The following is a 20,889-nucleotide window of genomic DNA, read 5'->3' as shown; positions in this document are numbered from 1 at the left end:
TCTTAAGCGGCGGCTACGGCTGGCGTGGAAAGCTTCTGGCGGTCGATTTGCCTCACCGACAGGTGCATCCACACCAGCGAGACGGCGACGACGACGAAGAGCAGCATGAAGCAGCTGGTCCAGAGGCCGGTGATGTCTTTCAGCAGACCGAAGGCGATCGGCAGGACGAAACCGCCGAGACCGCCCACCATGCCGACGATACCGCCCACCGCGCCGACGCTGTCCGGGTAATAGGCAGGGATGTGCTTGTAGACGGCGGCCTTGCCGAGGCTCATGAAGAAACCGAGCACGAAAGTCACCGCGATGAAGACGGCCGGCGTAATGCCGAAGCCGGTTCCGGTCGCAGCCGGCAGCGAAAGGATGAGAGTTGCGACTGCCGAAACGACCAGCATCCAGTACATGACGCTGCGGGCGCCCTTCTTGTCGGAGAGCATGCCGCCAAATGCGCGGAAGATGCTGCCCGGTATGGAATAGGCGGCGGCGATCATGCCGGCGGTCGCGAGATCGAAGCCATAGATGCCGACCAGATAGCGCGGCAGCCACAGCGACAGGGCGACGAAGCCGCCAAAGGCGAAGAAGTAGTAGAGCGAGAAGCGCCAGACCTGGACGTTCTTGAGCGGAGCGAATTCCTGGCGCAGGCTCTTCGGCGCTATGCCCCGGTTGCGGCGATCACGGAATGCCGGGTCATCGGTCGTCGTAAACCAGAAGATGACGGCCATGGCCACGAGCGCGAGGGCCCAGATTTCCGCAACTGCCTGCCATCCCCACGCGATCAGCACAAAGGGAGCCGCGAATTTCGTGACGGCAGCGCCGACATTGCCGGCACCGAAGATGCCGAGTGCGGTGCCTTGTTTTTCCGGCGGGAAGAACGGCGAGACATATGCGACGCCGACAGCGAAGGAACCGCCTGCCAGGCCGACGCCAAGTCCGGCGATCAGCATTTCCGTGTAGGTCGTGGCATAGGACAGCAGGAAGGTCGCGACTGCCGCCGCCAGCATGGTGAGAGTATAGACCAGACGGCCACCGTAGCGGCTCGTCCATATTCCGAGCACGATCCGGATGAGTGATCCGGTCAATACAGGTGTGCCCACCAACAATCCGAACTGTGCTTCGGTAAGGCCGAGTTCCTGTTTGATGCGAACGCCAATGATCGCGAAGATCGTCCAGACCGCGAAACAGACCGTGAAGGCGGTCGTCGAGATCCACAATGCTTTGGCCGGTTCGCCATCAGCTATCGACGGTGTTTTCTCAGAAATAGACATAGCTTCTCCGGGCACAAAAAAACGCCGCTTGGAAATTGCGTCCACGGGAAGGGAGGATCCCGGACAGCAAAGACCTTGCGACGTCGGTGTCTTGTTCAGCGCTTATGCCGCGCCTCGCTGCTTCGGTCGCCATTGACCGATGCAGGTTAGACGATGCAATGGGCGTGCCAGTTTCGGATTGCGTCTCTTATGTGGTTGAATTTAAAGAAAAATAATGCTTTGAAATATGTAGCTTAAATATTCGGCGGTCTGGCGCCGTGCAATATTTTTGTGCGGTTGCTAAATCGAGGGCGCGCAAAGGATGTGCATCTGTTGCCGATAGGCTCAGATTTCGTGGCGGTCCGAATGGTTTGCCAGAGAGGTGCGGACAGCGAAATTTTCGATATAGGCTGCCATCTGCGACGGATCGAAAACATGGCCATCCATGAAACGGTCGTCAATCAAGCTGCCCTCGATGCGGATATCGTCATCCGCCGGGCCTGTGCCCAACGCAGCGCGGTAGAGATCGGGACGATAGGCGCTCGCGACCGCGCCGAGACGTTCATCGCTGAATTGCACCTGGCCCCATCGGATCATCTGGCTGTAGATCCAGAGGGCCTGGCTTGGCCTCGGATAGTTCGCAAAACCGCGATGGAACGTGAAATAATCCTCGATGACGCGGCGGTTTCCCTTGTCATCAAGGCTGAATTGTCCTGCGAGAACCTGGCGGATGATATCGGCTGGCGCGGCGATGAAGCGGGGATCGGCCAACACTTCGGCGAGTGCATCGTGATTTTCGGGCCGATCGCACCAGCGGGCGGCCGCATCGAGCGCGACAATCAGGCGCGAAACGGTTTCCGGATGACTTTCCGCCCATTCCGGTCGCATGCCGAGCACCTTTTCCGGTGCCGATGGCCAGATATCCTGCTTGGCCGCGACAATGCGGCCGAGGCCACGCTCGGAGGCGACCATGTTCCAGGGCGCTCCGACGCAGAAACCGTCGATGGCGCCTGCTGCTAGGGCATCGGAGGTCAGCGGCGGTGGAACGACAACCAGCTTCACGTCGCGGTCGGGATCGATGCCTCCGGCTGCCAGCCAGTAGCGAAGCTCGTAATTGTGCGAGGAGAAAGGGTAGGTTACCCCGAGCGTCGGCAGCGGTTCCCCGCGCTCCTTCGTTGCCTTCAGGACCTTTGCCAGGGCCTGGGCGGTTTCCAGCGCGCCTGCAGTTTCCGCAACGTCGCCGATGTCTCTTATCCGCTCGAAAAGGGGCGTTGAGAGCGTGATCGCATTTCCGCCCCGCCCGAGCGAGAATGGCGTGATGGTGGGCGATGGGTTCGAGCCGAGGCCGAGCATGGAGGCGACCGGCATGGGCGACAGCATGTGGGCGATGTCGAATTGACGGAAGGCGAGGCGATCGCGCACGTTCGCCCAGGACACGTCCTTCACCAGGTCGAGCGTCAGGCCTTCCTTGCGCGCAAAGCCGAATTCGCTGGCGGCGATCAGTACTGAGGCATCCACAAGCGGAATGAAGCCGGCGCGCAAGACTTTCGGGCCTTCGCCGTCGACGCGTGCGGGCGCAGCGAGATCGCTTCCGGATTGGCCGATTTTCGTCATCATGTTCACTCCGGCTTTCTCCCGGAAATTTTCCTGGTCGAAAACATCACATCAGAAGTCCGGCCGCCGTCACAACGCTCTGCGCGATCTCGGACATCTTCTTTTTTTCATTCATGGCGGTTTGGCGAAGCAGCGCGAAGGCTTCCTCTTCCGAAAGGCCGCGCATCTTCATCAGTATCCCCTTGGCGCGCTCGATGACCTTGCGTTCCTCGAGCGCCGATTTCGCATCGGCCAGTTCACGCTGCAGGCGGCTGAAGGCGTTAAAACGGCTGATCGCCATGTCGAGGATGGATTTGACCCGTTCCTTCTTGAGCCCGTCCACAACATAAGCCGAGACGCCTGCTTCCATCGCCGCCTCTATGAGGGCCGTATCGGACCGATCGACGAACATGGCGATCGGCCGGCTCACGGTGCGCGTGAGCTGGAACAGGTGCTCCATCATGTCACGGTTCGGGTTTTCGATATCGATGACGATCACGTCCGGCTTCAACGTCTCGATGATTCGGGCGACGCCCTGAACCTCATGGATGACCGTCACATTGTTGTGGCCAGCCTCCCGCAGCCCTTCCTCGATGATGGAAGCGCGGATGGCATTTTCGTCAATGACCAGAATGGTGAGATCGGGAGCCGGCATTCATACAATGTTGCCGCAGTGCAGCAACCTTGGCAAGCGCGATCGTCAATTCCCCGAAATGCATCGCCATGAGGCGGTCTGGAAAGAACCGGTTAACCTTTATTTTTTACTTAATGAAAGAATGTGCCATCCTCGTATCTCGTCCGGGTCTCATGCAATTTTCACGTCTTAATTTCCCCCAGAGTTCCGACCAATCCGGTGCCGAAGGCGATGCCGCCGAGGCCGCGCAGGAGCGCGCCCATCCCAAGAGTCTCGCGGATTTCAATCAGCCGGTGCTTGAGCAGGCGCCGTGGCAGGCCGCGTTTCGGCTTGCGCCCAACGTGCGCTTCACGCGGACGCCCGAGAGCGTGTTGCACCGTAAGCAAGTAGGCTCCGAACTTGCCAGCCCGCCGGCGGTTGCAGAAGTGGGCGGCGCGATGGACGTCGTTCCATCGGAGGTGTTCATCAACGCTGCCGACTATGATCCGGAAGCCGTCCTTGAGCCACCGGCAGTGTCGGTCGAGGAGATAGCGGGTCTCCAGAAGCTCGCCGCGACAATGCGGCGAACCGTGGCCGAAGAGTACAATATGATTGTTGGGCAACCTAAAGCCGTTCCGGTGATGCCGGCCTCCACCGAAAGCCGCCAGGATATCGCAATTTCCGATTTTGCTTTCTGGGATGTGATGCCGTTTGAGCTGGAAGGCCCGGCCGCCATCGAACCGGTGGCCGTTCCTACCCAGCCGGAAATACGGTCGATCGTGGCGCAGCCCGGTCAGCCGGTTACCAATCTCTACCGCGAGGTTCCACGGAAGCCGGTTGCCCGCACCGTCGTCGTGGCGTCATCTCCAAGGCCCGATCCGGTCAAGGCGCCGCAGCCCATGGTTCCCGCTCAGGTTGCGCCGCAGCCCGTCATTGAGGCCCCGGCTCCTGTTTTGGCAGAGCCGCCGCGGCCGGCACCCCCGACTGCAGCTGTCGCGACGCCGAAACCCGAGCCGCAACGTCCGCGCGCCGTTCGTCCGGCGGTGGCGGAATACGAGTTTCCGCCGATCTCGCTGCTGCAGGAGCCGCAGGGCGAGCGCGGTCAGGCCTTTCAGCCGGATGCGCTGCAGCAGAGTGCCGGCCTGCTCGAAAGTGTTCTCGAAGACTTCGGCATTCGCGGCGAGATCATCGACGTGCGGCCGGGTCCGGTCGTGACGCTCTACGAATTCGAGCCCGCGCCGGGTGTGAAATCTTCTCGCGTCATCGGTCTCTCGGACGATATCGCGCGGTCGATGTCGGCACTCTCGGCGCGTGTCGCCGTGGTGCCCGGCCGCAATGTCATCGGTATCGAGCTGCCGAATGCGATACGCGAGACTGTCTATTTCCGCGAGTTGATCGAATGCGAGGATTATTGGGAGACAAAGCACCGGCTGGCGCTCTGTCTCGGCAAGACCATCGGCGGCGAGCCTGTCATCGCCGAACTCGCCAAGATGCCGCATCTTCTGGTTGCCGGCACCACCGGCTCGGGCAAATCCGTCGCCATCAACACGATGATCCTGTCGCTTCTCTACCGGCTGCGCCCGGAAGAATGCCGGCTGATCATGATCGATCCGAAGATGCTCGAGCTCTCCGTCTATGACGGTATCCCGCATCTCCTGACGCCTGTCGTCACCGATCCCAAGAAGGCGGTACTTGCGCTGAAATGGGCGGTGCGCGAGATGGAGGATCGCTATCGCAAGATGTCGCGCCTCGGTGTCCGCAATATCGACGGCTACAACCAGCGGGCGGCACTCGCCCGTGACAAGGGCGAGGTGATCACCGTCAGCGTGCAGACCGGGTTTGACCGCACGACCGGCGAGATCGTCTATGAGGACCAGGAACTCGATCTGTCTCCGATGCCCTATATCGTCGTCATCGTCGATGAGATGGCCGACCTGATGATGGTCGCCGGCAAGGACATCGAAGGCGCAATCCAGCGGCTGGCGCAGATGGCGCGTGCTGCCGGCATCCACCTCATCATGGCGACCCAGCGCCCCTCGGTCGACGTCATCACCGGCACGATCAAGGCGAACTTCCCGACCCGCATTTCCTTCCAGGTGACGTCGAAGATCGACAGCCGCACCATCCTCGGGGAGCAGGGTGCCGAACACCTGCTCGGCCAGGGCGACATGCTGCACATGGCAGGCGGCGGGCGGATTTCCCGCGTCCACGGACCTTTCGTGTCGGATGCCGAAGTGGAATCTGTCGTCCGCCATCTCAAGACCCAAGGCCGGCCGGATTATCTCGGCACCGTCACCGAGGATGAAGACGAGGCAGAAGACGAGGACGTTTCGCAGGAAGCCGTCTTCGACAAGAGCGCCATGGGCGGTGACGACAGCGACGAGCTTTACGAAAAGGCGGTCAAGATCGTCATGAAGGACAAGAAGTGCTCGACGTCCTATATCCAGCGGCGGCTGTCGATCGGCTATAACCGCGCCGCATCGCTGGTCGAACGCATGGAACAGGAGGGGCTGGTCGGACCCGCGAACCATGTCGGCAAGCGCGAGATCATTGCCGGCGGTCGACCGACTGCGACCGTGGCCGAGGATTTCGGCGATTGACGCTCGACCTCCCCTCGGGGAGGCCGGTGCAACTCATCGAGTTCATGGTAAGTGCGACCTACCGACTGCGGATATAGTCGCTCAGCCGCTCGGCCGCGTCCTCGATCTGCAGCGGATCACGCAGATAGCAGGCGCGCATGAACCCCTGGCCGCCGGGGCCGAAGGCGGTTCCCGGCGCCATGCCGACACCTGTCTTGTCGACGATCCGGAACGCCTCGTCGCGGCTGTCGGCGACCCCGTCTATCTTCAGGAAGGCATAGAGCGCGCCATCGGGTTTGCGGGTTTCGACGCGGTTGGTGGCAATCAGCGCGTCGCACAGGATGTCGCGGGATCTTCGCGCCCGTTCGATATTGGTGCGGACAAAGTCGTCACCCTCGTCGAGCGCGGCAATCGCACCTTTCTGCATGAACTGGGCAACGCCCGAGGTCGAGTATTGGATAAGGTTGGTCAGTGTCTGACCGATCTCGGCGGGCGCTACCATCCAGCCGACGCGCCAGCCGGTCATGCACCAGTTCTTCGAAAAGGAATTGGCGAAAATGATCCGGTCATCCGGCTCCATGACGTCCATGAAGGACGGCGCGCGGGGGCCGTTGAAATAATAGAGGCCATAGATCTCATCGGCGATGATCCAAAGTCCGTGCTGGCGGGCGAGATCAAGGACGGCCTTCAAGTCCTCCCGGGTGGCTGTCCAGCCGGTCGGATTGGATGGCGAGTTGATAAAGAGCGCGCTGGTCTTCGGCGTGATCGCCGCCTTCAGGCGTTCGATATCGAGCACCCAGCGGCCGTCGGTGAAGCCAAGTTCGACGGCAACCGGCTTGGCTTCCGAAACGCTGATGGCATTCACCACATTCGGCCAGGCTGGCGAGAGATAGACGATCTCGTTGCCGGCCGAGGCGACCGTCTGGATCGCAAGCACGATCGACTGCATGCCCGAGCCGGTCACGTAGATATTGTCGACCGAGAGGTTGGCCGCATAGTGCCGCTGATAATAACGGACGATTGCTTCGCGAAGCGCCGGAATGCCTTGCGTCCAGGTGTAGAAGGTTTCACCGGCGAGGAGGGCTTCACTGGCGGCGCGGGTGATGAAGTCAGGTGTCGGCAGATCGCCTTCGCCGATCCAGAGCGGCATCAGGTTTTCGCGGCCTCGGGCGTAGGCGACGATTTCGCCAATGCCGCTGCGGGGCGCTGCCGCTGCACGGGCGCTGATGTCCGGTCTGATGATTGTCATGGATTGGCCTGTTGGAATTGCGTTTTACCTGCCTAGGCCCAACGCCGCCGGACGGTCAATATTTTTTCCCCCTATTGACCGCCTGCACTCGCAAAACGTCCGAACATGCCGCGCGAGAAACACAATGGATCGCCTTCACGATGGGCGGCACGCAGGACGAGGCCGATGAGCAGCGTGTGATCGCCGGCATCGTGCATTGAAGTGAGTTGGCATTCGAACCGGGCGAGAGTGCCGGGAATAACCGGTACACCCTCGCTATTTTCAGTCCACTCCAATTCATCAAATCCGAGCCCGCCGCGCGTAAACCGGGCGCTCAGGCGATCCTGCTCGGCGCTCAGCACGTGGATGGCGAAGTGATCCGCCGTGGTGAAGGCCGGATGCCGGCTTGAGCTCTTGGCCGGGGACCATAGGACGAGCGGCGGGTCGAGCGACACGGAGGTAAAGCTGTTCACCGTCATGCCGATCGGCCCTTTCGGGGTCGTTGCCGTCACCACCGTCACTCCCGTCGTGAACGTGCCGAGCGCATTGCGATAATGCCTTGCCGTCGACGCATTCGGGATGAAGACCTGTTCTTTCAGGCCCTGGATGGTGTCGGCTGAAGGCATCATGGCACCTGCTTTCCAAGGGCTGCGGTGTAGAGTTCGAACCAGGTCTGGCGGTCGATCTTCACCTTCATGGCATCGGCGCTCGCCGTGATACGGGCGATATTGTTGGTGCCGAGAACCGGCAGGATGTTGGCCGGATGCGCAAGCAGCCAGGCGAGCGCAACCGCGGTGGCGTCGACCTCCTGCTCGCCGGCGATCCGTTCCAGAACCCTCATCAGAGCGGTATTTTCGGGCTTGAAGAGAGAGCCGCCGCCCAGCGGCGACCAGGCCATGGGCGCTATCATCCGCTCCTGAAGGAATGCGAGATCGCCGTTGATGAAGACTTCGGTGGCAAGAAGGCTCATCTCGATCTGGTTGGTAACCAGCGTGCTTTCCATGGACGACTGAAGCAGCGAATAGTCCCATGGCCGGAAGTTCGATACGCCGACGGCGCGCACCTTGCCGGATTCGACGAGCGCATCGAGCGCCGGTCCCGTCTCGTCCGGATCCATGAACGGATCGGGACGGTGGACCAGCAACAGGTCGATGTGATCGGTTGCCAGATCGCGTAGCGATGCCTCGACCGAAGCATTGATGTGCGCTGCGCTGGTATCGTAGTGCTTGCCGCGAACGGCGGAGTGCCGGCCGGCGGGCGCGACAATGCCGCATTTGGTGACGATTTCGAGTTCATCGCGCAGCGAAGGCGCGGCTTTCAACGCGGCGCCGAAGATTGCCTCGGCCGTATACCCGCCGTAGATATCGGCGTGGTCCATGGTGGTGATGCCCTGGGCGAGGCAAGCTTCGATCTTTGCCTGGACATGCTTGGGTGAAGTATCCGGATCATCGCCGATGCGCCACATGCCATAGACGAGGCGGCTCAGTTTCAGTTCGGGCGAAAGTTGAATGCGGTCCATCAATGACGTCTTCCTGTGCCGAGGGGTGTTGCGGGTGTCTCTGCCGGCACGCGGCCATAGGCATGCGGCAGCGAGCAGGTCTTCAGCTGCGGTAGCACCTTCTGGCCGAAATGTTCCGCCTCGTCGAGATGAGGGTAACCGGAAAAGATGAAGGCGCGGATACCCATTTTCTGGTAAGCCTCTATCTCCGAAAGTACTTGGTCGGTGGAACCCACAAGTGCGGCGCCACAGCCGGAGCGCGCCCGCCCGATGCCGGTCCACAAATGCTGCTCGACATAGCCGAATTTGTCGGCGAGTTCTCGGGTCCGGGCCTGATGCGAAACGCCGAGCGAAGTGCTGTCATGGGCGCGGCTTCGGATCAGTTGGCCGTATTCGTCATCCAGCTTCGAGACCAAGTGTTCGGCGTATTCGCGCGCTTCCTGTTCCGTATCGCGAACGATCATATGGACCCGAAGGCCATAATCCAGCGTGCGGCCATGGGCCTGGGCCCGTTCATTGACCGCCTTCATGCGCTCGGCGATCTGTTCCTTCGGTTCCGGCCACATCAGATAGACGTCGCACTGCGCGCCGCAGAGTTCCAGCGCGTCCGGCGAATAGCCACCGAAATAGAGGAGGGGTCCGCCATTCTGCTGGTAAGGTCGTGCAGGTTCGGTCGAAACGCCCTTGAACCGGTAGACCTCGCCTTCATGGTCGATCGTCTCACGCGTCCAGGCCTGCCGGAGGATCTGCACGACCTCATGGCTGCGCCGGTAGCGGAAGGCGCTGTCGGCGACCTCGCCCGGAAAATCGGAACTGATGACGTTGAGGGTCAGCCGGCCCTTCAGCATGTGGTCGAGGGTGGCAACGGTGCGGGCAAGCATGATCGGCTGCATCTCCCCGCAGCGGATCGCGGCCAGAAGATTGATCTTGTCGGTGACCTGCGAGCAGGCGGCGACGAAACTCAGCGTATCCTGACCGACCTGGTAGGAGGAGGGGCAGAGGATATTGCGGAAGCCCAGGGTTTCGGCTCGTTTGACGATATCGGAGCAATGATCCCAGCTCGACTTCAAGCCGTCCTCCGGTACGCCGAGAAAAGCGTAGTCGTCCGAGCACAGTGCCGAGAACCAGGAGACCTCCGCCGCATCGAGCTCCGGGGATGTAATCGGCACAACACTCATCAAACGCTCCTCCGTCCTTGACGATTATCACTTGCATAACATCCGGTTTGATGTAGATCAATGATGTATCAATTTTTCTCGGGGGAGGAGAAACGAGTTCATGGAGAGCCATCCCGGCAGTCTGCCTATCTATCTGCAGATCACCGAGCTGCTCGTGCGGGATATCGCTGCCGGCCGGCTGGTCGACGGCGAGAAGCTTGCGCCGGAGCGGGATATGGCTTCGCAGCTCGGAATTGCGGTAGGAACGCTGCGCAAGGCGCTGGCGGAGCTGCAGGCGAGGGGTCTTCTCGAGCGGGTTCAGGGATCCGGCAACTACGTCCGGGCGGTCAGCGATCCGAGAAGCGTCTATGCGATGTTCCGGCTGGAGCTCATCCAGGGCGGCGGACTGCCGACGGCGGAGGTGCTGGATGTGGCCCGGCTCGACAAGCCGGGGATATTGCCGAATTTCGGATTCTCGCCGGAAGGGCATCGGATACGCCGGATTCGCAGGCTGTCGGGACAGGTGGCGGCTCTGGAGGAGATCTGGCTCGACGGCTCCTATACGCCGTCAATCACGGCAGCAGATCTCTCGGAATCCCTCTACCTCTATTACCGCACCCGGCTCGGCCTCTGGATTTCGAAGGCTGAAGACAGGATCGATCTCGATACGGTGCCCGACTGGGCGCCGCGGGCATTCGGGCAAAGACCCGGCGCGCCGATCCCCCATGTGCTGCGACTGAGCCAGGCGCAGGATGGCGTGGTGGCGGAGGTTTCCCGCACATGGTTCGATCATTCGGTGGCACGTTACGTGTCGCGGCTCCGGTAGGGATCTCAATTGAGTAGCAGAATGATGAAATTCCACGCCACATCCGACGGTTTCTCCATTTCTCTGAACAACCGCACCGTGCTGCACCATACAGCGTCATCGCCGTCCATCTTCGTCGGGCACGGCCAGGAGCGGATGGACATGTATCGCGGCAACTTCGAGGTCGAGGATTATATCGTCGAGCGCAGCCCGCTGCGGCATGCGGAGGTCGACGGCTCCAGGATCACTCTGTCGGAAGCTAAAGGTCTGCCGCCCCGTCTGGAGATGACGATCGGGGGATCCACGATCTTTTTCCGGTCGCTGGACGAAAGCATCAATCGTTTCTGGATCCGTATCCAGGCCGATCATGACGAGCATGTCTGGGGCGGCGGCGAGCAGATGTCCTATTTCGACATGCGCGGGCGCCGCTTTCCGCTGTGGACCTCCGAGCCTGGCGTCGGCCGCGACAAGACGAGCGAGATCACGTTCAAGTCCGATCTCAAGGACAAGGCCGGCGGGGACTACTACAACACCAACTATCCTCAGCCGACCTATCTCTCCTCGGCCCGATACGCGCTGCATGTCGAGACGACGGCCTATTCCATCTTCGATTTTCGCCGCCGGACATTCCACGAGCTGGAGGTATGGGCCGTGCCGGAGCGCGTCGAATTTTACTGCGCTCCGACGTTTGCCGAGCTTGTCACCATGCTGTCACTGCGTTTCGGGCGGCAGCCGGAGCTGCCGGACTGGGTCTACCGGGGAGCCATCATCGGTCTCAAGGACGGCGTGAATTCCTTCGAGAGACTGGAGAGGATGCGCGAGGCGGGGGTGCAGGTTTCCGGCCTCTGGTGCGAAGATTGGGTGGGTATCCGCCAGACCTCCTTCGGTTCGCGCCTTTTCTGGGATTGGCAGGCCAATGAGGAGCGTTATCCCGATCTGCGGCAACGCATTGCAGCGCTGAATGACGAAGGCATTCGGTTCCTGGGTTATGTGAACCCCTATCTCGCCGTCGACGGATCGCTTTTCCCGGAGGCCGAAGCCGCCGGCTATTTCGCCAAGGATCAACTCGGCCGTACCGCGATTGTCGATTTCGGCGAGTTCGACTGCGGCGTCGTCGATTTTACCAATCCGGAGGCCGCCGACTGGTTTGCCGAGGAAATCATCGGCCGCCGCATGCTGGACTACGGACTGTCCGGATGGATGGCCGACTTCGGCGAATATCTTCCCATCGACGTGGAGCTTGCCAACGGCATCGACGCCAAGCTGATGCACAATGCCTGGCCGACGCTGTGGGCCGAGGTCAATGCCATGGCGGTGGAAAGCCGCGGCAGGACAGGGGACGCCCTGTTCTTCATGCGGGCCGGTTTCACAGGCGTGCAGAAGCATTGCCCGCTGCTCTGGGGCGGCGACCAGTCGGTGGATTTTTCCCGGCATGACGGGCTGGTGACCGTCATTTGTGCGGCGCTGTCGTCGGGGCTGCTGGGGAATGCCTATCATCATTCCGACATCGGCGGTTACACGAGCCTCTTCGGCAATGTCCGCACACCCGAACTGATCATGCGCTGGGCGGAAATGGCCGCATTCACGCCGGTCATGCGAACCCACGAGGGCAACAGGCCGCGCGACAATGTGCAGGTCGACCAGGACCCGGACGTGCTTGCCCATTTCGCGCGGATGACGCGGATCTATGTTCATCTCGGGGAATATCTGAAGAGCTTGTCGCAAGAGGCATCCGCGCGCGGCCTGCCGGTGCAGCGGCCTCTCTTCCTGCATTACGAGCATGATCCGAAGACCTATGCGATCCAGGATGCCTATCTCTACGGCTCCGAACTGCTGGTGGCGCCGGTCTGGCACGCCGCGCAGGAGGAGCGACTGGTTTATCTGCCTGACGGAGCAGATTGGGTGCATCTGTGGTCTGGGCAAGGATACGAAGGCGGACAGGAGATCGCGGTTGCTTCGCCCATCGGCAACCCGCCGGTCTTCTACCGCGCAGATGCTTCATTCAAGGAAACGTTCGTCGCCTTGAGAGAGCTGTAGAGGCGACGGTCCGTCGCCCCTTGCTGCATCACCGCGCGGCCCAATTGGCGCCGCGGCGGAAGATGGTTTTCATCTGCGGCACGTCGAATTCCTTGGCCTGGTGGCCGAGGGAGGAATAGAAGACGCGGCCCTTGCCGTATTTGCGTTTCCAGACGACCGGCATGACGACGCCGTCGATCCACCAGGCGTGGTCGCCGGTGAAGGTCGTGGTTGCCAGCACCTCGTTCGAGGGGTCGACATGCATGTAATACTGCTCGGACGTGTAGGGGAAGTCGGAGATGCCTTCCATCAGCGGATCGTCCGGGCGGGTAATATTGACGGTATAATCAATGATGTTGCCGGGATGGGCGACCCATTGGCCGCCGATGATGAACTGATAATCGACGGATTCGCGGAAGGCGTCGCCCGCGCCGCCGTGGTAGCCGGCGATGCCGACGCCGCTCTCGACGGCGGCCGCAAGGTTCTTGACCTCTTCCTTCTCGATCTTCGACATGGTCATGATCGGCACGATCAGGCTCAGATCATGGATCGAGGGATCGGCGAAGGCCTCCGTCGAATGTTCGACATAGACCTTGAAACCGTCCTCTTCGAGCATGTCCTTGATGATGGCGGCACATTCCTGCGGCTCGTGTCCGCTCCATCCGCCCCAGACGATCAGTGCTTCTTTCATTTCTTCCTCCTGGAAATTACTTGGCGAGCCGGCCGTCGACGAGCGACTCGGACAAGGGCGCGGGACGCTCCACGGCCGTCGTGATGTTGATCGTCCGGCCAGTTTCGGCAGCTGTGTGAAACGCTTCCATGACCTCCAGCACATGCAGCGCCAGATCGCCGTTGGCGCGATGCGGCCGGTCGGACCGGATCGCATGGGCCATGTCCGCCACCCCGATCGAACGATAGTTGCCGTCCGCATAGGGCATGGTCACGGGCTGATCTTCGAATTGCCCGCCTTTCTTGAGGTATTCGACAGGTCCGGCAAAACGGTTCGGGTCCGGGACAATCAGCGTGCCTTCCGTGCCGTAAACTTCGAGCGGCACATGCTTGTGGCCCGCAACGTCGAAGCTCATGCCGATCTGCACGACTGCGCCGTTGGCAAAGGCCATGACGCCGGCCACATGGGTGGGCACATGGACAGGAATGCGCTCGCCGTTGCGCGGTTCGCTGGTGACGATCCGCTCCTTGCGAGGCGTGATCGCAAAGCCCGCAACTTTCGCCACAGGCCCCAGCAGGTTGACGAGGTCGGTGATGTAATACGGCCCCATGTCCAGCATGGGGCCGCCCCCGACTTCGTAATAGAAGGCCGGGTTCGGGTGCCAGCGCTCATGGCCGGGGCACATGAAGGTCGCGGTGCCACCGACCGGAATGCCGATGACGCCCTGATCTATCAATGCGCGGGCGGTCTGGTGGCCGCCACCAAGGAAGGTGTCGGGGGCGGCGCCGATGCGTAGGCCTTTCGCCTTCGCGGCCTCCGCCAATTTTTTCCCTTCGGCGAAATTAATCCCGAGCGGCTTTTCCGAATAGGTGTGCTTGCCGGCTTCGAGCGCTTGCAGACCGACGGCCACATGGGCTTTCGGGATGGTCAGATTGACGATGATCTCGACCTTTGGATCGGCGAGCAGTTCGTCGACCGTCCTGGCCGACAGGCTGAACGCGGAGGCCTTGGCTTCGGCAAGCTCGCGGTTGAGGTCGGCCAAGCCACGAATGTCGAGAACTGGAAAGTCAGCGGTCATCGCCTTCAGATAGGCGCCCGAGATATTGCCGCATCCAATGATGCCGATGCCGACCTTGTCCATTCATTCTCCTCCCGATAATTGCTGATTTTTCCGCTTAGAGCGCAGGCCCCGTGGTGCTCCAGGGCGATTCATAAAGTTCGTAAAGGGCAACCGCAGCGGCTCCCTGTGCCCAGAAATCGTCGGTGGAATCGTCGAAAACGAGTTCACTGACACCCTTCAGAGACGGCGGTACGGCAAGCGCATAGGCGTCGCGCAGGCTGTTCAGGAAGGGCTCTCCCAGCGCCAGCGACGAGCCGACCAAAATGACGCGCGGCGGCGCGAACAGCGTGACGATATTGGCGATCGTAATGCCGACGGCTTCGCCGGCGCGGACCGCTGCGGCGATCAGCCGGTCGTCATCGGCCTGGATCAGCGCTTGGACGTGGGTCATGCCCCGCCCCAGCCGCACCGCTTCGGCAAACCGTCCGTCGGTCTGCTTTTCGCCGAGAATCGCGCTCTCTCCGGCTTGGCTGGAAAGGCGAACGATCCCTTGCGCGCCCATGCCGAGCACGAGATCGCCGAGGTTATGGCTGAGGCCTCCGGCGCCTCGGAAAAGGCGATTGCCGTGCAATACGCCAAGCCCCAGCGTCTGCTCGAGCGAGATCAGCACCATGTCCTCCAGCTCACGAGCCTTGCCGAACCAGTGGTGGGCGAGGGTGATGGCGTGCGCGTCGCTCTCGACAATCGTCGGTGTCGAGAGGCGCGCCGACATTTCGGCCGCAAAATCGATATTGGTCTCGCGGAAGATGGGGCTCGAGCGAACATGGCCGGTGCGGTGCTCGATGACGCCCGGAAGTCCGAGGCATACGGTATCGACGTCCTCCAGCGACAGCCCCGCATCGACGACGCAGCGGCGAACGCCGTCTTCGACCAGATCGGCAATCACCGCGATCGGCTGCCGGTCTATGCGGATCGGTAGTGTCAGCGTCGAGAGCACGTCACCCCTGAAATTCGTGACGACGAAGACCATGCGGCTCGCGGCGATCTTGGCGCCCACGACGCGGGCCGCATCCGGATTGACCTCCAGCATGACACGCGGCCTGCCGCGCACCGCCTCATTGCGGATGTCGCCTTCATGACGGGTCAGGATCAGCCCGTCATCGAGAAGGGAGGCCGTAATTGCCGAAACGGTGGTCGTGGAAAGCTCGGTACGCTCGCTGATTTCCACACGGGAGATAGGCCCGTGGCGGCGTATCGTATCCAGCACACTCAGGCGGTTGATGGCGCGCATCAGTTCGGGATCGGCGGTCTTCATCGGCACTCTCAAGGCCTGACGAGTGAATCGCGCCGCGATTTATTTCGTGAGGCAAATTAAATCACTCATCTTCTAGTCCCGATTTCGCGGATGGTGCAACAAAAATTTGCGGCTTTGCGGGAGGTTGATGCTTCGCCGGGCGTTTTCCCGTCCTCCCTATTGACAGGCGGCAAGCGTGCGCGCTTTATTTATTCCGGATACGGAAATAAAGCGCTACGGGAGGAGTGCGAAATGCTGACCATCGGAAAATTCGGAATTCGCTTTGCATCTGCCACTGCCATCGGCATGCTGGCCTTATGCGCCACGGCCGCCACGGCCTCGGCTGATGCCGTCGTGAAATGGCTCCATCTGGAACTCAATCCGGAATACGTGAAAGTCTGGCGCAGTATCGCCGACAAATATCAGGCCGAGCATCCCGGCGTGAAGATCGAGATGCAGTTTCTTGAAAACGAGGCCTTCAAGGCAAAGCTGCCGACGCTCCTGCAATCCGGCGATGCGCCCGACTTCTTCTACAGCTGGGGCGGCGGCGTGCTGAAGCAGCAGCAGGCGACCGGCGCGCTGAAGGACATCAGCGGCAAAATGAAGGGAGATGGCGGCGCCTGGGGCAAGAGCTACAATCCTGCGGCGCTGAAGGCGGTCACCTTCGACAGCAAGATCAGCGCGGTGCCCTACAAGATGGGTACGGTCAGCTTCTTCTATAACAAGGCCTATTTCACGAAAGCCGGGGTCGACGCCGCCGGCATCAAGACCTGGGATGATTTCCTGGCCGCGGTAAAAAAGCTGAAGGATGCCGGGATCGTTCCGATTGCGGGAGGCGGTGGGGAGAAGTGGCCGATCCACTTCTACTGGAGCTATCTCGTCATGCGCAATGCCGGACAGCAGGGCTTCGACGCGATGAAGACCGGTGCGGGCGACGGTTTTGTGGCGCCTGAAGCGGTCAAGGCCGGCGAGCAGCTTGCCCAGCTCGGCAAGCTCGAACCGTTCCAGCCGGGTTATCTCGCCACGACCTGGCCGCAGACACTCGGCGTCTTCGGCGACGGCAAGGCCGCGATGATCCTCGGCTTCGAGACGACGGAGGCCTTCCAGCGCAGGAATGCCGGCGACGGCAAGGGGCTTGCAAGCGACAATATCGGCCGGTTTGCCTTCCCTGTCGTAGCCGGGGGAGCGGGCAAGGCCACCGATACGCTGGGCGGCATCAACGCATGGGCCGTGACTGCGAAAGCGCCGCCGGAAACCCTCGATTTCCTGGCCTATCTCACGAATGCCGAGAACGAGCGGATGATGGCGAAAGCCGGGATGATCCTGCCGGCGGCGGTCGGAGCGGAGGACGGCGTCACCAATCCTCTCCTTCGGGAGTCCGCTAAACAGCTCGAAGCTTCCACCTGGCACCAGAACTTCTTCGATCAGGAACTCGGTCCCTCCGTCGGCCGTGTCGTGAACGACGCGTCGGTCGCCATCGTGTCGGGTCAGATGTCGCCGGAAGAGGGCGCGCAGACGATCCAGGACGCGGTGGAAATGGACAAGATGTGATGCGAGGCACCGGCGGGGCCGACGCTTCGCCGGTGCGCTCCCTGCGGCCATGACAGTCGGAACGAAAATGACCAATATTTCTGCAACGACCGCCATAGAGCATGCGGCGGGCGCTACGCGCGTTGCCAAGCGCAAGAGCCCCACGGCGCGCGGCCGGCTTCCGGTTTTGATCCTGTTTCTGCCGCCGGCGCTTCTTCTCTTTACGATCTTCGTGATCATGCCGATGGGGGAGGCGGCCTGGTACAGCCTCTACCGGTGGGATGGCTACGGCCTGCCCGAACAGTTCGTCGGCTTGCGGAATTTCGAGGTGCTTTTCAAGAACAGCGCCTTCCTGACCGCGCTCAAGAACAACTTCCTGATCATCGTCGTTTCGTTGCTGCTGCAGATACCGCTTGCGATCTGGCTTGCCACGATGCTGGCGAACCGGATCACGGGCGTGGTCGTCTTCCGGCTGATCTTCTTCCTGCCCTATGTGCTTGCCGATGTGGCGGCCGGCCTCATCTGGCGATTCGTCTATGACGGCGACTACGGGCTTTTCGCGGCCATTGCCGGCTTCCTCGGCGTCGAGACGCCTTATGTCCTCGCCGACAAGGACCTTGCCATCTATGCGGTTCTGGCCGTGGTCGTCTGGAAATATTTCGGCTTCCACATGATGCTTTTCATCGCCGGTCTTCAGTCGCTCGACAAGAGCGTGCTTGAGGCAGCCGAGATCGACGGTGCGACCGGTTGGCAGAAATTCCGCTTCGTGACGCTGCCGCTGCTCGGTTCGACGCTGCGCCTGTCGGTGTTCTTTGCGGTGGTCGGTTCACTGCAGCTCTTCGACATGATCATGCCTCTGACAGGCGGCGGACCGTTCAACTCCACTCAGACAATGGTGACCTTCCTCTACAATTTCGGGGTGACCCGGATGCAGGTCGGTCTTGGAAGCGCTGTCGGCGTCGTGCTGTTCGTGATCTGCGTCACGCTCGCCTTCAGCTACAAACGGATATTCATGCGCCATGACTGAGACGAGAACCGCTATCCGGATGAGCGCCGGCACGAAAATCTACCTCTACGTCTCGCTCACCATCATCGCGGCCGTGGTCGTCGTTCCGCTGCTGACGACGGCTCTCGGAGGCTTCAAAACGCTCGGCGATCTGCGCGTCAATCCGTTCGGCCTGCCGGCGGAATGGCAGTGGTCCAACTATACCGATATCCTGTTCGGGGAGCGGTATTGGCGGCAGATGATGAATTCGCTGATCATTGCGACGCTCACCGTGTTCCTCACCGTATCCGTCGCCGCCATGGCCGCTTTTACCTTTGCGCATGTCAAATTCTTCGGCGCGACCTTTCTGCTCAACTACTTTCTGATCGGGCTGATGTTTCCTGCCGCCACGGCGATCCTGCCGCTCTTTATCCGGATCCGCGATCTCGGCCTGCTCAATTCCTATTGGGGCGTGGTCCTGCCGCAGGTCGCGTTCGGTCTCGGCATGAGCATTCTTCTGTTCCGGAACTATTTCCGCAACCTTCCGGAGGAACTGTTCCAGGCGGCCTTCGTGGATGGCTGCGGCTACATGCGCTTTTTCTGGCATATCACCCTGCCGCTCTCCCGCCCGATCATTGCGACCGTCGCGATCGTTTCCTTCGTCGCGAGCTGGAACAGCTATATCCTGCCGCTCATCATGCTGAATTCCGAGTCCATCTATCCGTGGCCGCTCGGGATCATGGTCTATCGCGGAGAGTTCGGCACGGAGTGGCAGCTGGTGCTCGCATTCATCACGCTCACCATCCTGCCGACCATCATCGTCTTCTTCCTTGCCCAGAAGCACATCATTGCCGGATTGACCGCCGGCGCCGTCAAGTCCTGACCGGAGATAGCACCCATGGCTTCCGTCACACTGTCCAACGTCAAAAAATCCTACGGCTCGCTGGAGATCATCCATGGGGTGCGGCTCTCGATCGAGGACGGCGAGTTCATCGCGCTGGTCGGCCCTTCGGGTTGCGGAAAATCCACGCTTCTCAGGATGATCGCCGGTCTTGAGGAGATCACCGATGGCGATGTCCTCATCGGCGGCAAGGTCGTCAACGAACTGACGCCCCGAGAGCGGAACATCGCCATGGTCTTTCAGTCCTATGCGCTTTATCCGCATATGACGGTCGCCGAGAATATGGGCTTCAACCTCCGCCTCTCCGGCGCCACGAAACAGGTGATCGCCGAACGGGTCGCCGAGGCCGCGCGCATGCTGGACCTCGTGCCGCTTCTCGACCGGAAGCCTGCGCAGCTTTCCGGCGGCCAGCGTCAGCGCGTCGCCATGGGCCGCGCAGTTGTCCGCAATCCTGCGGTCTTCCTGTTCGACGAACCCCTCTCAAACCTCGATGCCAAATTGCGGGTGCAGATGCGTTCCGAGATCAAGACGCTGCACCAGAAGGTGGGCACGACGTCGATCTACGTGACGCATGACCAGATCGAGGCAATGACCCTGGCCGACCGGATCGTCGTGCTCAATCAGGGGCGGGTCGAGCAGGAGGGTACGCCGCTCGAGCTCTACAAGACGCCGGCCAATCTCTTCGTGGCGGCCTTCATCGGTTCGCCGGCGATGAATATCCTTGACGGCACCGTGGAAGGCGAGGGTGGCGAACCTGCGGCGCGCCTCGGTGACGGAACGGCGATCCGCATCGCGCCCGATCGCAAGGTCAAACGCGGCCAGGCGATCAAGGTGGGCCTTCGCCCCGAGCATCTGAGCCCCGGCACCGGCGGAACGGCATTGGCGGGTCAGACGCTGCTGGTCGAGCCGACCGGCGCCCAGACCCATGTGGTCTTCGATCTGGCGGGCCAGGCCGTGACGGCGATTGTCGACGGCGAGTATCCGGCCCGCTACGGCGCCCGGTTTGAAGCGAATATCAGCGCCGACCAGGTGCATGTCTTCGACCGCGAAAGCGGCATTGCGCTGTGAGCGGAGCTCAGAAGCTGTCCAACCGGATATCCGCGGGCCGTGAGTGCTGCAGGATATAACGACCGTTCGGCAGGTCGTTGCCGTTCAGCTTCCAGTCGATTGCGGCTTCATCGAGCCCGTAGTGGACCCAGCGCTGCCGCAAGCGCTCCCGCAGGACATCTTCGTCCGGACCGACGAACACGGTAAGGTCGAACAGTTCCACAAGCCTCGACCAGGGCGCTTCGTCGATCAGCAGATAATTGCCTTCCGCGAGCACGATGTGCGTCTGCGGGTCGATCGGTCGGGCCGAGGCGATCGCGAGTTCGCGCGACCGGTCGAACACCGGTACGAGCACTTCCTCCTCGGCTTTCCGGACGGCGGTCAGGACATCTGAGAAGCCGCGCACGTCGAAGGTTTCCGGGGCGCCTTTGCGGGGCAGCAGTCCGCGCGCCTCCAGAATGGCATTGTCCATGTGGAAACCGTCCATCGGCAGGACTTCCACCGTTTCACCCTTGGCCAGCAACGCCTCGTGCAAACGGTCGGCAAGCGTCGATTTTCCCGAACCCGGCGGCCCGGCAATCGCCACGATAAAGCGCCTGCTGCCTTTGGCGCGGCCGATGACGGTTTCTGCGATATCGTCCAGTGTCATGGTTCCGGAACCCTGCGGTTAGA

18 protein-coding genes are annotated in these 20,889 nt (G+C 61.4%); 7 read left to right on the top strand and 11 right to left on the bottom strand.

Translation table 11 applies throughout. The features are described 5' to 3' along the window. Positions 1–2: 2 nt before the first annotated feature. The 3 genes from C5L13_RS19320 to C5L13_RS19310 all read right to left on the bottom strand — a co-directional run bounded on the left by C5L13_RS19320 (position 3) and on the right by C5L13_RS19310 (position 3,489). On the bottom strand, positions 3–1,262 hold the full coding sequence (locus C5L13_RS19320; RefSeq protein ID WP_105384895.1) for an MFS transporter: 1,260 nt from the start codon (positions 1,260–1,262) through the stop codon (positions 3–5). Between the two features lie 324 nt (positions 1,263–1,586). Then, on the bottom strand, positions 1,587–2,864 hold the full coding sequence (locus C5L13_RS19315) for a CmpA/NrtA family ABC transporter substrate-binding protein (protein WP_205836855.1): 1,278 nt from the start codon (positions 2,862–2,864) through the stop codon (positions 1,587–1,589). Positions 2,865–2,901: 37 nt separating this feature from the next. Beyond that, a complete protein-coding gene (locus C5L13_RS19310) occupies positions 2,902–3,489 on the bottom strand; it encodes an ANTAR domain-containing response regulator (protein ID WP_105384893.1) in 588 nt (195 codons plus the stop codon). Positions 3,490–3,641: 152 nt separating this feature from the next. On the opposite strand from C5L13_RS19310, the gene C5L13_RS19305 reads away from it, so the two are divergent. Then, positions 3,642–6,047: a DNA translocase FtsK gene (locus tag C5L13_RS19305; protein WP_105385039.1), complete on the top strand. Its 2,406-nt coding sequence runs from the start codon at positions 3,642–3,644 to the stop codon at positions 6,045–6,047. 58 nt (positions 6,048–6,105) lie between these two features. On the opposite strand, the gene C5L13_RS19300 is transcribed toward C5L13_RS19305, so the two are convergent. From C5L13_RS19300 to C5L13_RS19285, 4 genes are all read right to left on the bottom strand, one after another. After that, positions 6,106–7,275 (bottom strand): pyridoxal phosphate-dependent aminotransferase, encoded by a 1,170-nt coding sequence (locus C5L13_RS19300; RefSeq protein WP_105384892.1) that lies wholly within the window; start codon positions 7,273–7,275, stop codon positions 6,106–6,108. Between the two features lie 71 nt (positions 7,276–7,346). Further along, positions 7,347–7,880, bottom strand: a complete 534-nt coding sequence (locus C5L13_RS19295) for a flavin reductase family protein (protein ID WP_105385038.1) — start codon at positions 7,878–7,880, stop codon at positions 7,347–7,349. Further along, entirely contained in the window at positions 7,880–8,773 is an 894-nt protein-coding gene (locus C5L13_RS19290) for an aldo/keto reductase (protein ID WP_105384891.1), read from the bottom strand. The genes C5L13_RS19295 and C5L13_RS19290 overlap by 1 nt, the downstream gene beginning before the upstream one ends. Continuing rightward, a complete protein-coding gene (locus C5L13_RS19285; RefSeq protein ID WP_105384890.1) occupies positions 8,773–9,930 on the bottom strand; it encodes an LLM class flavin-dependent oxidoreductase in 1,158 nt (385 codons plus the stop codon). Before C5L13_RS19285 ends, C5L13_RS19290 begins: the two co-directional genes overlap by 1 nt. A gap of 100 nt (positions 9,931–10,030) precedes the next feature. Between C5L13_RS19285 and C5L13_RS19280 the strand changes: the two genes are divergently transcribed. Beyond that, positions 10,031–10,735: a GntR family transcriptional regulator gene (locus C5L13_RS19280; RefSeq protein WP_105384889.1), complete on the top strand. Its 705-nt coding sequence runs from the start codon at positions 10,031–10,033 to the stop codon at positions 10,733–10,735. A 24-nt stretch (positions 10,736–10,759) separates the two neighbouring features. After that, the gene (locus C5L13_RS19275; RefSeq protein WP_105385037.1) at positions 10,760–12,751 is read left to right on the top strand and encodes an alpha-glucosidase; all 1,992 of its coding nucleotides are present in this window, start codon (positions 10,760–10,762) and stop codon (positions 12,749–12,751) included. Between the two features lie 28 nt (positions 12,752–12,779). Here the strand turns inward: C5L13_RS19275 and C5L13_RS19270 are convergent, their stop codons facing one another. The 3 genes from C5L13_RS19270 to C5L13_RS19260 are packed head-to-tail and all read right to left on the bottom strand — an operon-like array spanning position 12,780 to position 15,775. Then, positions 12,780–13,421, bottom strand: a complete 642-nt coding sequence (locus tag C5L13_RS19270) for a ThuA domain-containing protein (protein WP_105384888.1) — start codon at positions 13,419–13,421, stop codon at positions 12,780–12,782. 16 nt (positions 13,422–13,437) lie between these two features. Beyond that, entirely contained in the window at positions 13,438–14,541 is a 1,104-nt protein-coding gene (locus C5L13_RS19265; protein WP_105384887.1) for a Gfo/Idh/MocA family protein, read from the bottom strand. A 34-nt stretch (positions 14,542–14,575) separates the two neighbouring features. Continuing rightward, complete coding sequence (locus tag C5L13_RS19260) at positions 14,576–15,775, bottom strand: ROK family transcriptional regulator (protein ID WP_105384886.1); 1,200 nt, start codon at positions 15,773–15,775, stop codon at positions 14,576–14,578. 285 nt (positions 15,776–16,060) lie between these two features. On the opposite strand from C5L13_RS19260, the gene C5L13_RS19255 reads away from it, so the two are divergent. From C5L13_RS19255 to C5L13_RS19240, 4 genes are all read left to right on the top strand, one after another. Beyond that, complete coding sequence (locus C5L13_RS19255; RefSeq protein WP_407070452.1) at positions 16,061–17,305, top strand: extracellular solute-binding protein; 1,245 nt, start codon at positions 16,061–16,063, stop codon at positions 17,303–17,305. 67 nt (positions 17,306–17,372) lie between these two features. Continuing rightward, the gene (locus tag C5L13_RS19250) at positions 17,373–18,311 is read left to right on the top strand and encodes a carbohydrate ABC transporter permease (protein ID WP_105384884.1); all 939 of its coding nucleotides are present in this window, start codon (positions 17,373–17,375) and stop codon (positions 18,309–18,311) included. Further along, positions 18,304–19,152 (top strand): carbohydrate ABC transporter permease, encoded by an 849-nt coding sequence (locus tag C5L13_RS19245; RefSeq protein WP_105384883.1) that lies wholly within the window; start codon positions 18,304–18,306, stop codon positions 19,150–19,152. Before C5L13_RS19250 ends, C5L13_RS19245 begins: the two co-directional genes overlap by 8 nt. Before the next feature lie 15 nt (positions 19,153–19,167). Next, a complete protein-coding gene (locus tag C5L13_RS19240; protein ID WP_105384882.1) occupies positions 19,168–20,238 on the top strand; it encodes an ABC transporter ATP-binding protein in 1,071 nt (356 codons plus the stop codon). 7 nt (positions 20,239–20,245) lie between these two features. On the opposite strand, the gene C5L13_RS19235 is transcribed toward C5L13_RS19240, so the two are convergent. Next, complete coding sequence (locus C5L13_RS19235; protein ID WP_105384881.1) at positions 20,246–20,866, bottom strand: nucleoside triphosphate hydrolase; 621 nt, start codon at positions 20,864–20,866, stop codon at positions 20,246–20,248. Positions 20,867–20,889 lie beyond the last annotated feature (23 nt).

Origin of the sequence: Neorhizobium alkalisoli (assembly GCF_002968635.1) — a bacterium.
GTDB classification, from domain to species: domain Bacteria; phylum Pseudomonadota; class Alphaproteobacteria; order Rhizobiales; family Rhizobiaceae; genus Neorhizobium; species Neorhizobium alkalisoli.
The sequence above is the reverse complement of the archived record's forward strand: the minus strand, read 5'-3'. Positions and strand labels throughout refer to the sequence as shown.

What these genes read in the sequence shown, in the direction of transcription:
- C5L13_RS19260 (WP_105384886.1), bottom strand. Translation starts at nt 15,775, where the DNA reads ATGAAGACCGCCGATCCCGAACTGATGCGCGCCATCAACCGCCTGAGT.
- C5L13_RS19275 (WP_105385037.1), top strand. Translation starts at nt 10,760, where the DNA reads ATGAAATTCCACGCCACATCCGACGGTTTCTCCATTTCTCTGAACAAC.
- C5L13_RS19285 (WP_105384890.1), bottom strand. Translation starts at nt 9,930, where the DNA reads ATGAGTGTTGTGCCGATTACATCCCCGGAGCTCGATGCGGCGGAGGTC.
- C5L13_RS19280 (WP_105384889.1), top strand. Translation starts at nt 10,031, where the DNA reads ATGGAGAGCCATCCCGGCAGTCTGCCTATCTATCTGCAGATCACCGAG.
- C5L13_RS19265 (WP_105384887.1), bottom strand. Translation starts at nt 14,541, where the DNA reads ATGGACAAGGTCGGCATCGGCATCATTGGATGCGGCAATATCTCGGGC.
- C5L13_RS19270 (WP_105384888.1), bottom strand. Translation starts at nt 13,421, where the DNA reads ATGAAAGAAGCACTGATCGTCTGGGGCGGATGGAGCGGACACGAGCCG.
- C5L13_RS19235 (WP_105384881.1), bottom strand. Translation starts at nt 20,866, where the DNA reads ATGACACTGGACGATATCGCAGAAACCGTCATCGGCCGCGCCAAAGGC.
- C5L13_RS19320 (WP_105384895.1), bottom strand. Translation starts at nt 1,262, where the DNA reads ATGTCTATTTCTGAGAAAACACCGTCGATAGCTGATGGCGAACCGGCC.
- C5L13_RS19295 (WP_105385038.1), bottom strand. Translation starts at nt 7,880, where the DNA reads ATGCCTTCAGCCGACACCATCCAGGGCCTGAAAGAACAGGTCTTCATC.
- C5L13_RS19245 (WP_105384883.1), top strand. Translation starts at nt 18,304, where the DNA reads ATGACTGAGACGAGAACCGCTATCCGGATGAGCGCCGGCACGAAAATC.
- C5L13_RS19310 (WP_105384893.1), bottom strand. Translation starts at nt 3,489, where the DNA reads ATGCCGGCTCCCGATCTCACCATTCTGGTCATTGACGAAAATGCCATC.
- C5L13_RS19305 (WP_105385039.1), top strand. Translation starts at nt 3,642, where the DNA reads ATGCAATTTTCACGTCTTAATTTCCCCCAGAGTTCCGACCAATCCGGT.
- C5L13_RS19300 (WP_105384892.1), bottom strand. Translation starts at nt 7,275, where the DNA reads ATGACAATCATCAGACCGGACATCAGCGCCCGTGCAGCGGCAGCGCCC.
- C5L13_RS19240 (WP_105384882.1), top strand. Translation starts at nt 19,168, where the DNA reads ATGGCTTCCGTCACACTGTCCAACGTCAAAAAATCCTACGGCTCGCTG.
- C5L13_RS19250 (WP_105384884.1), top strand. Translation starts at nt 17,373, where the DNA reads ATGACCAATATTTCTGCAACGACCGCCATAGAGCATGCGGCGGGCGCT.
- C5L13_RS19290 (WP_105384891.1), bottom strand. Translation starts at nt 8,773, where the DNA reads ATGGACCGCATTCAACTTTCGCCCGAACTGAAACTGAGCCGCCTCGTC.
- C5L13_RS19255 (WP_407070452.1), top strand. Translation starts at nt 16,061, where the DNA reads ATGCTGGCCTTATGCGCCACGGCCGCCACGGCCTCGGCTGATGCCGTC.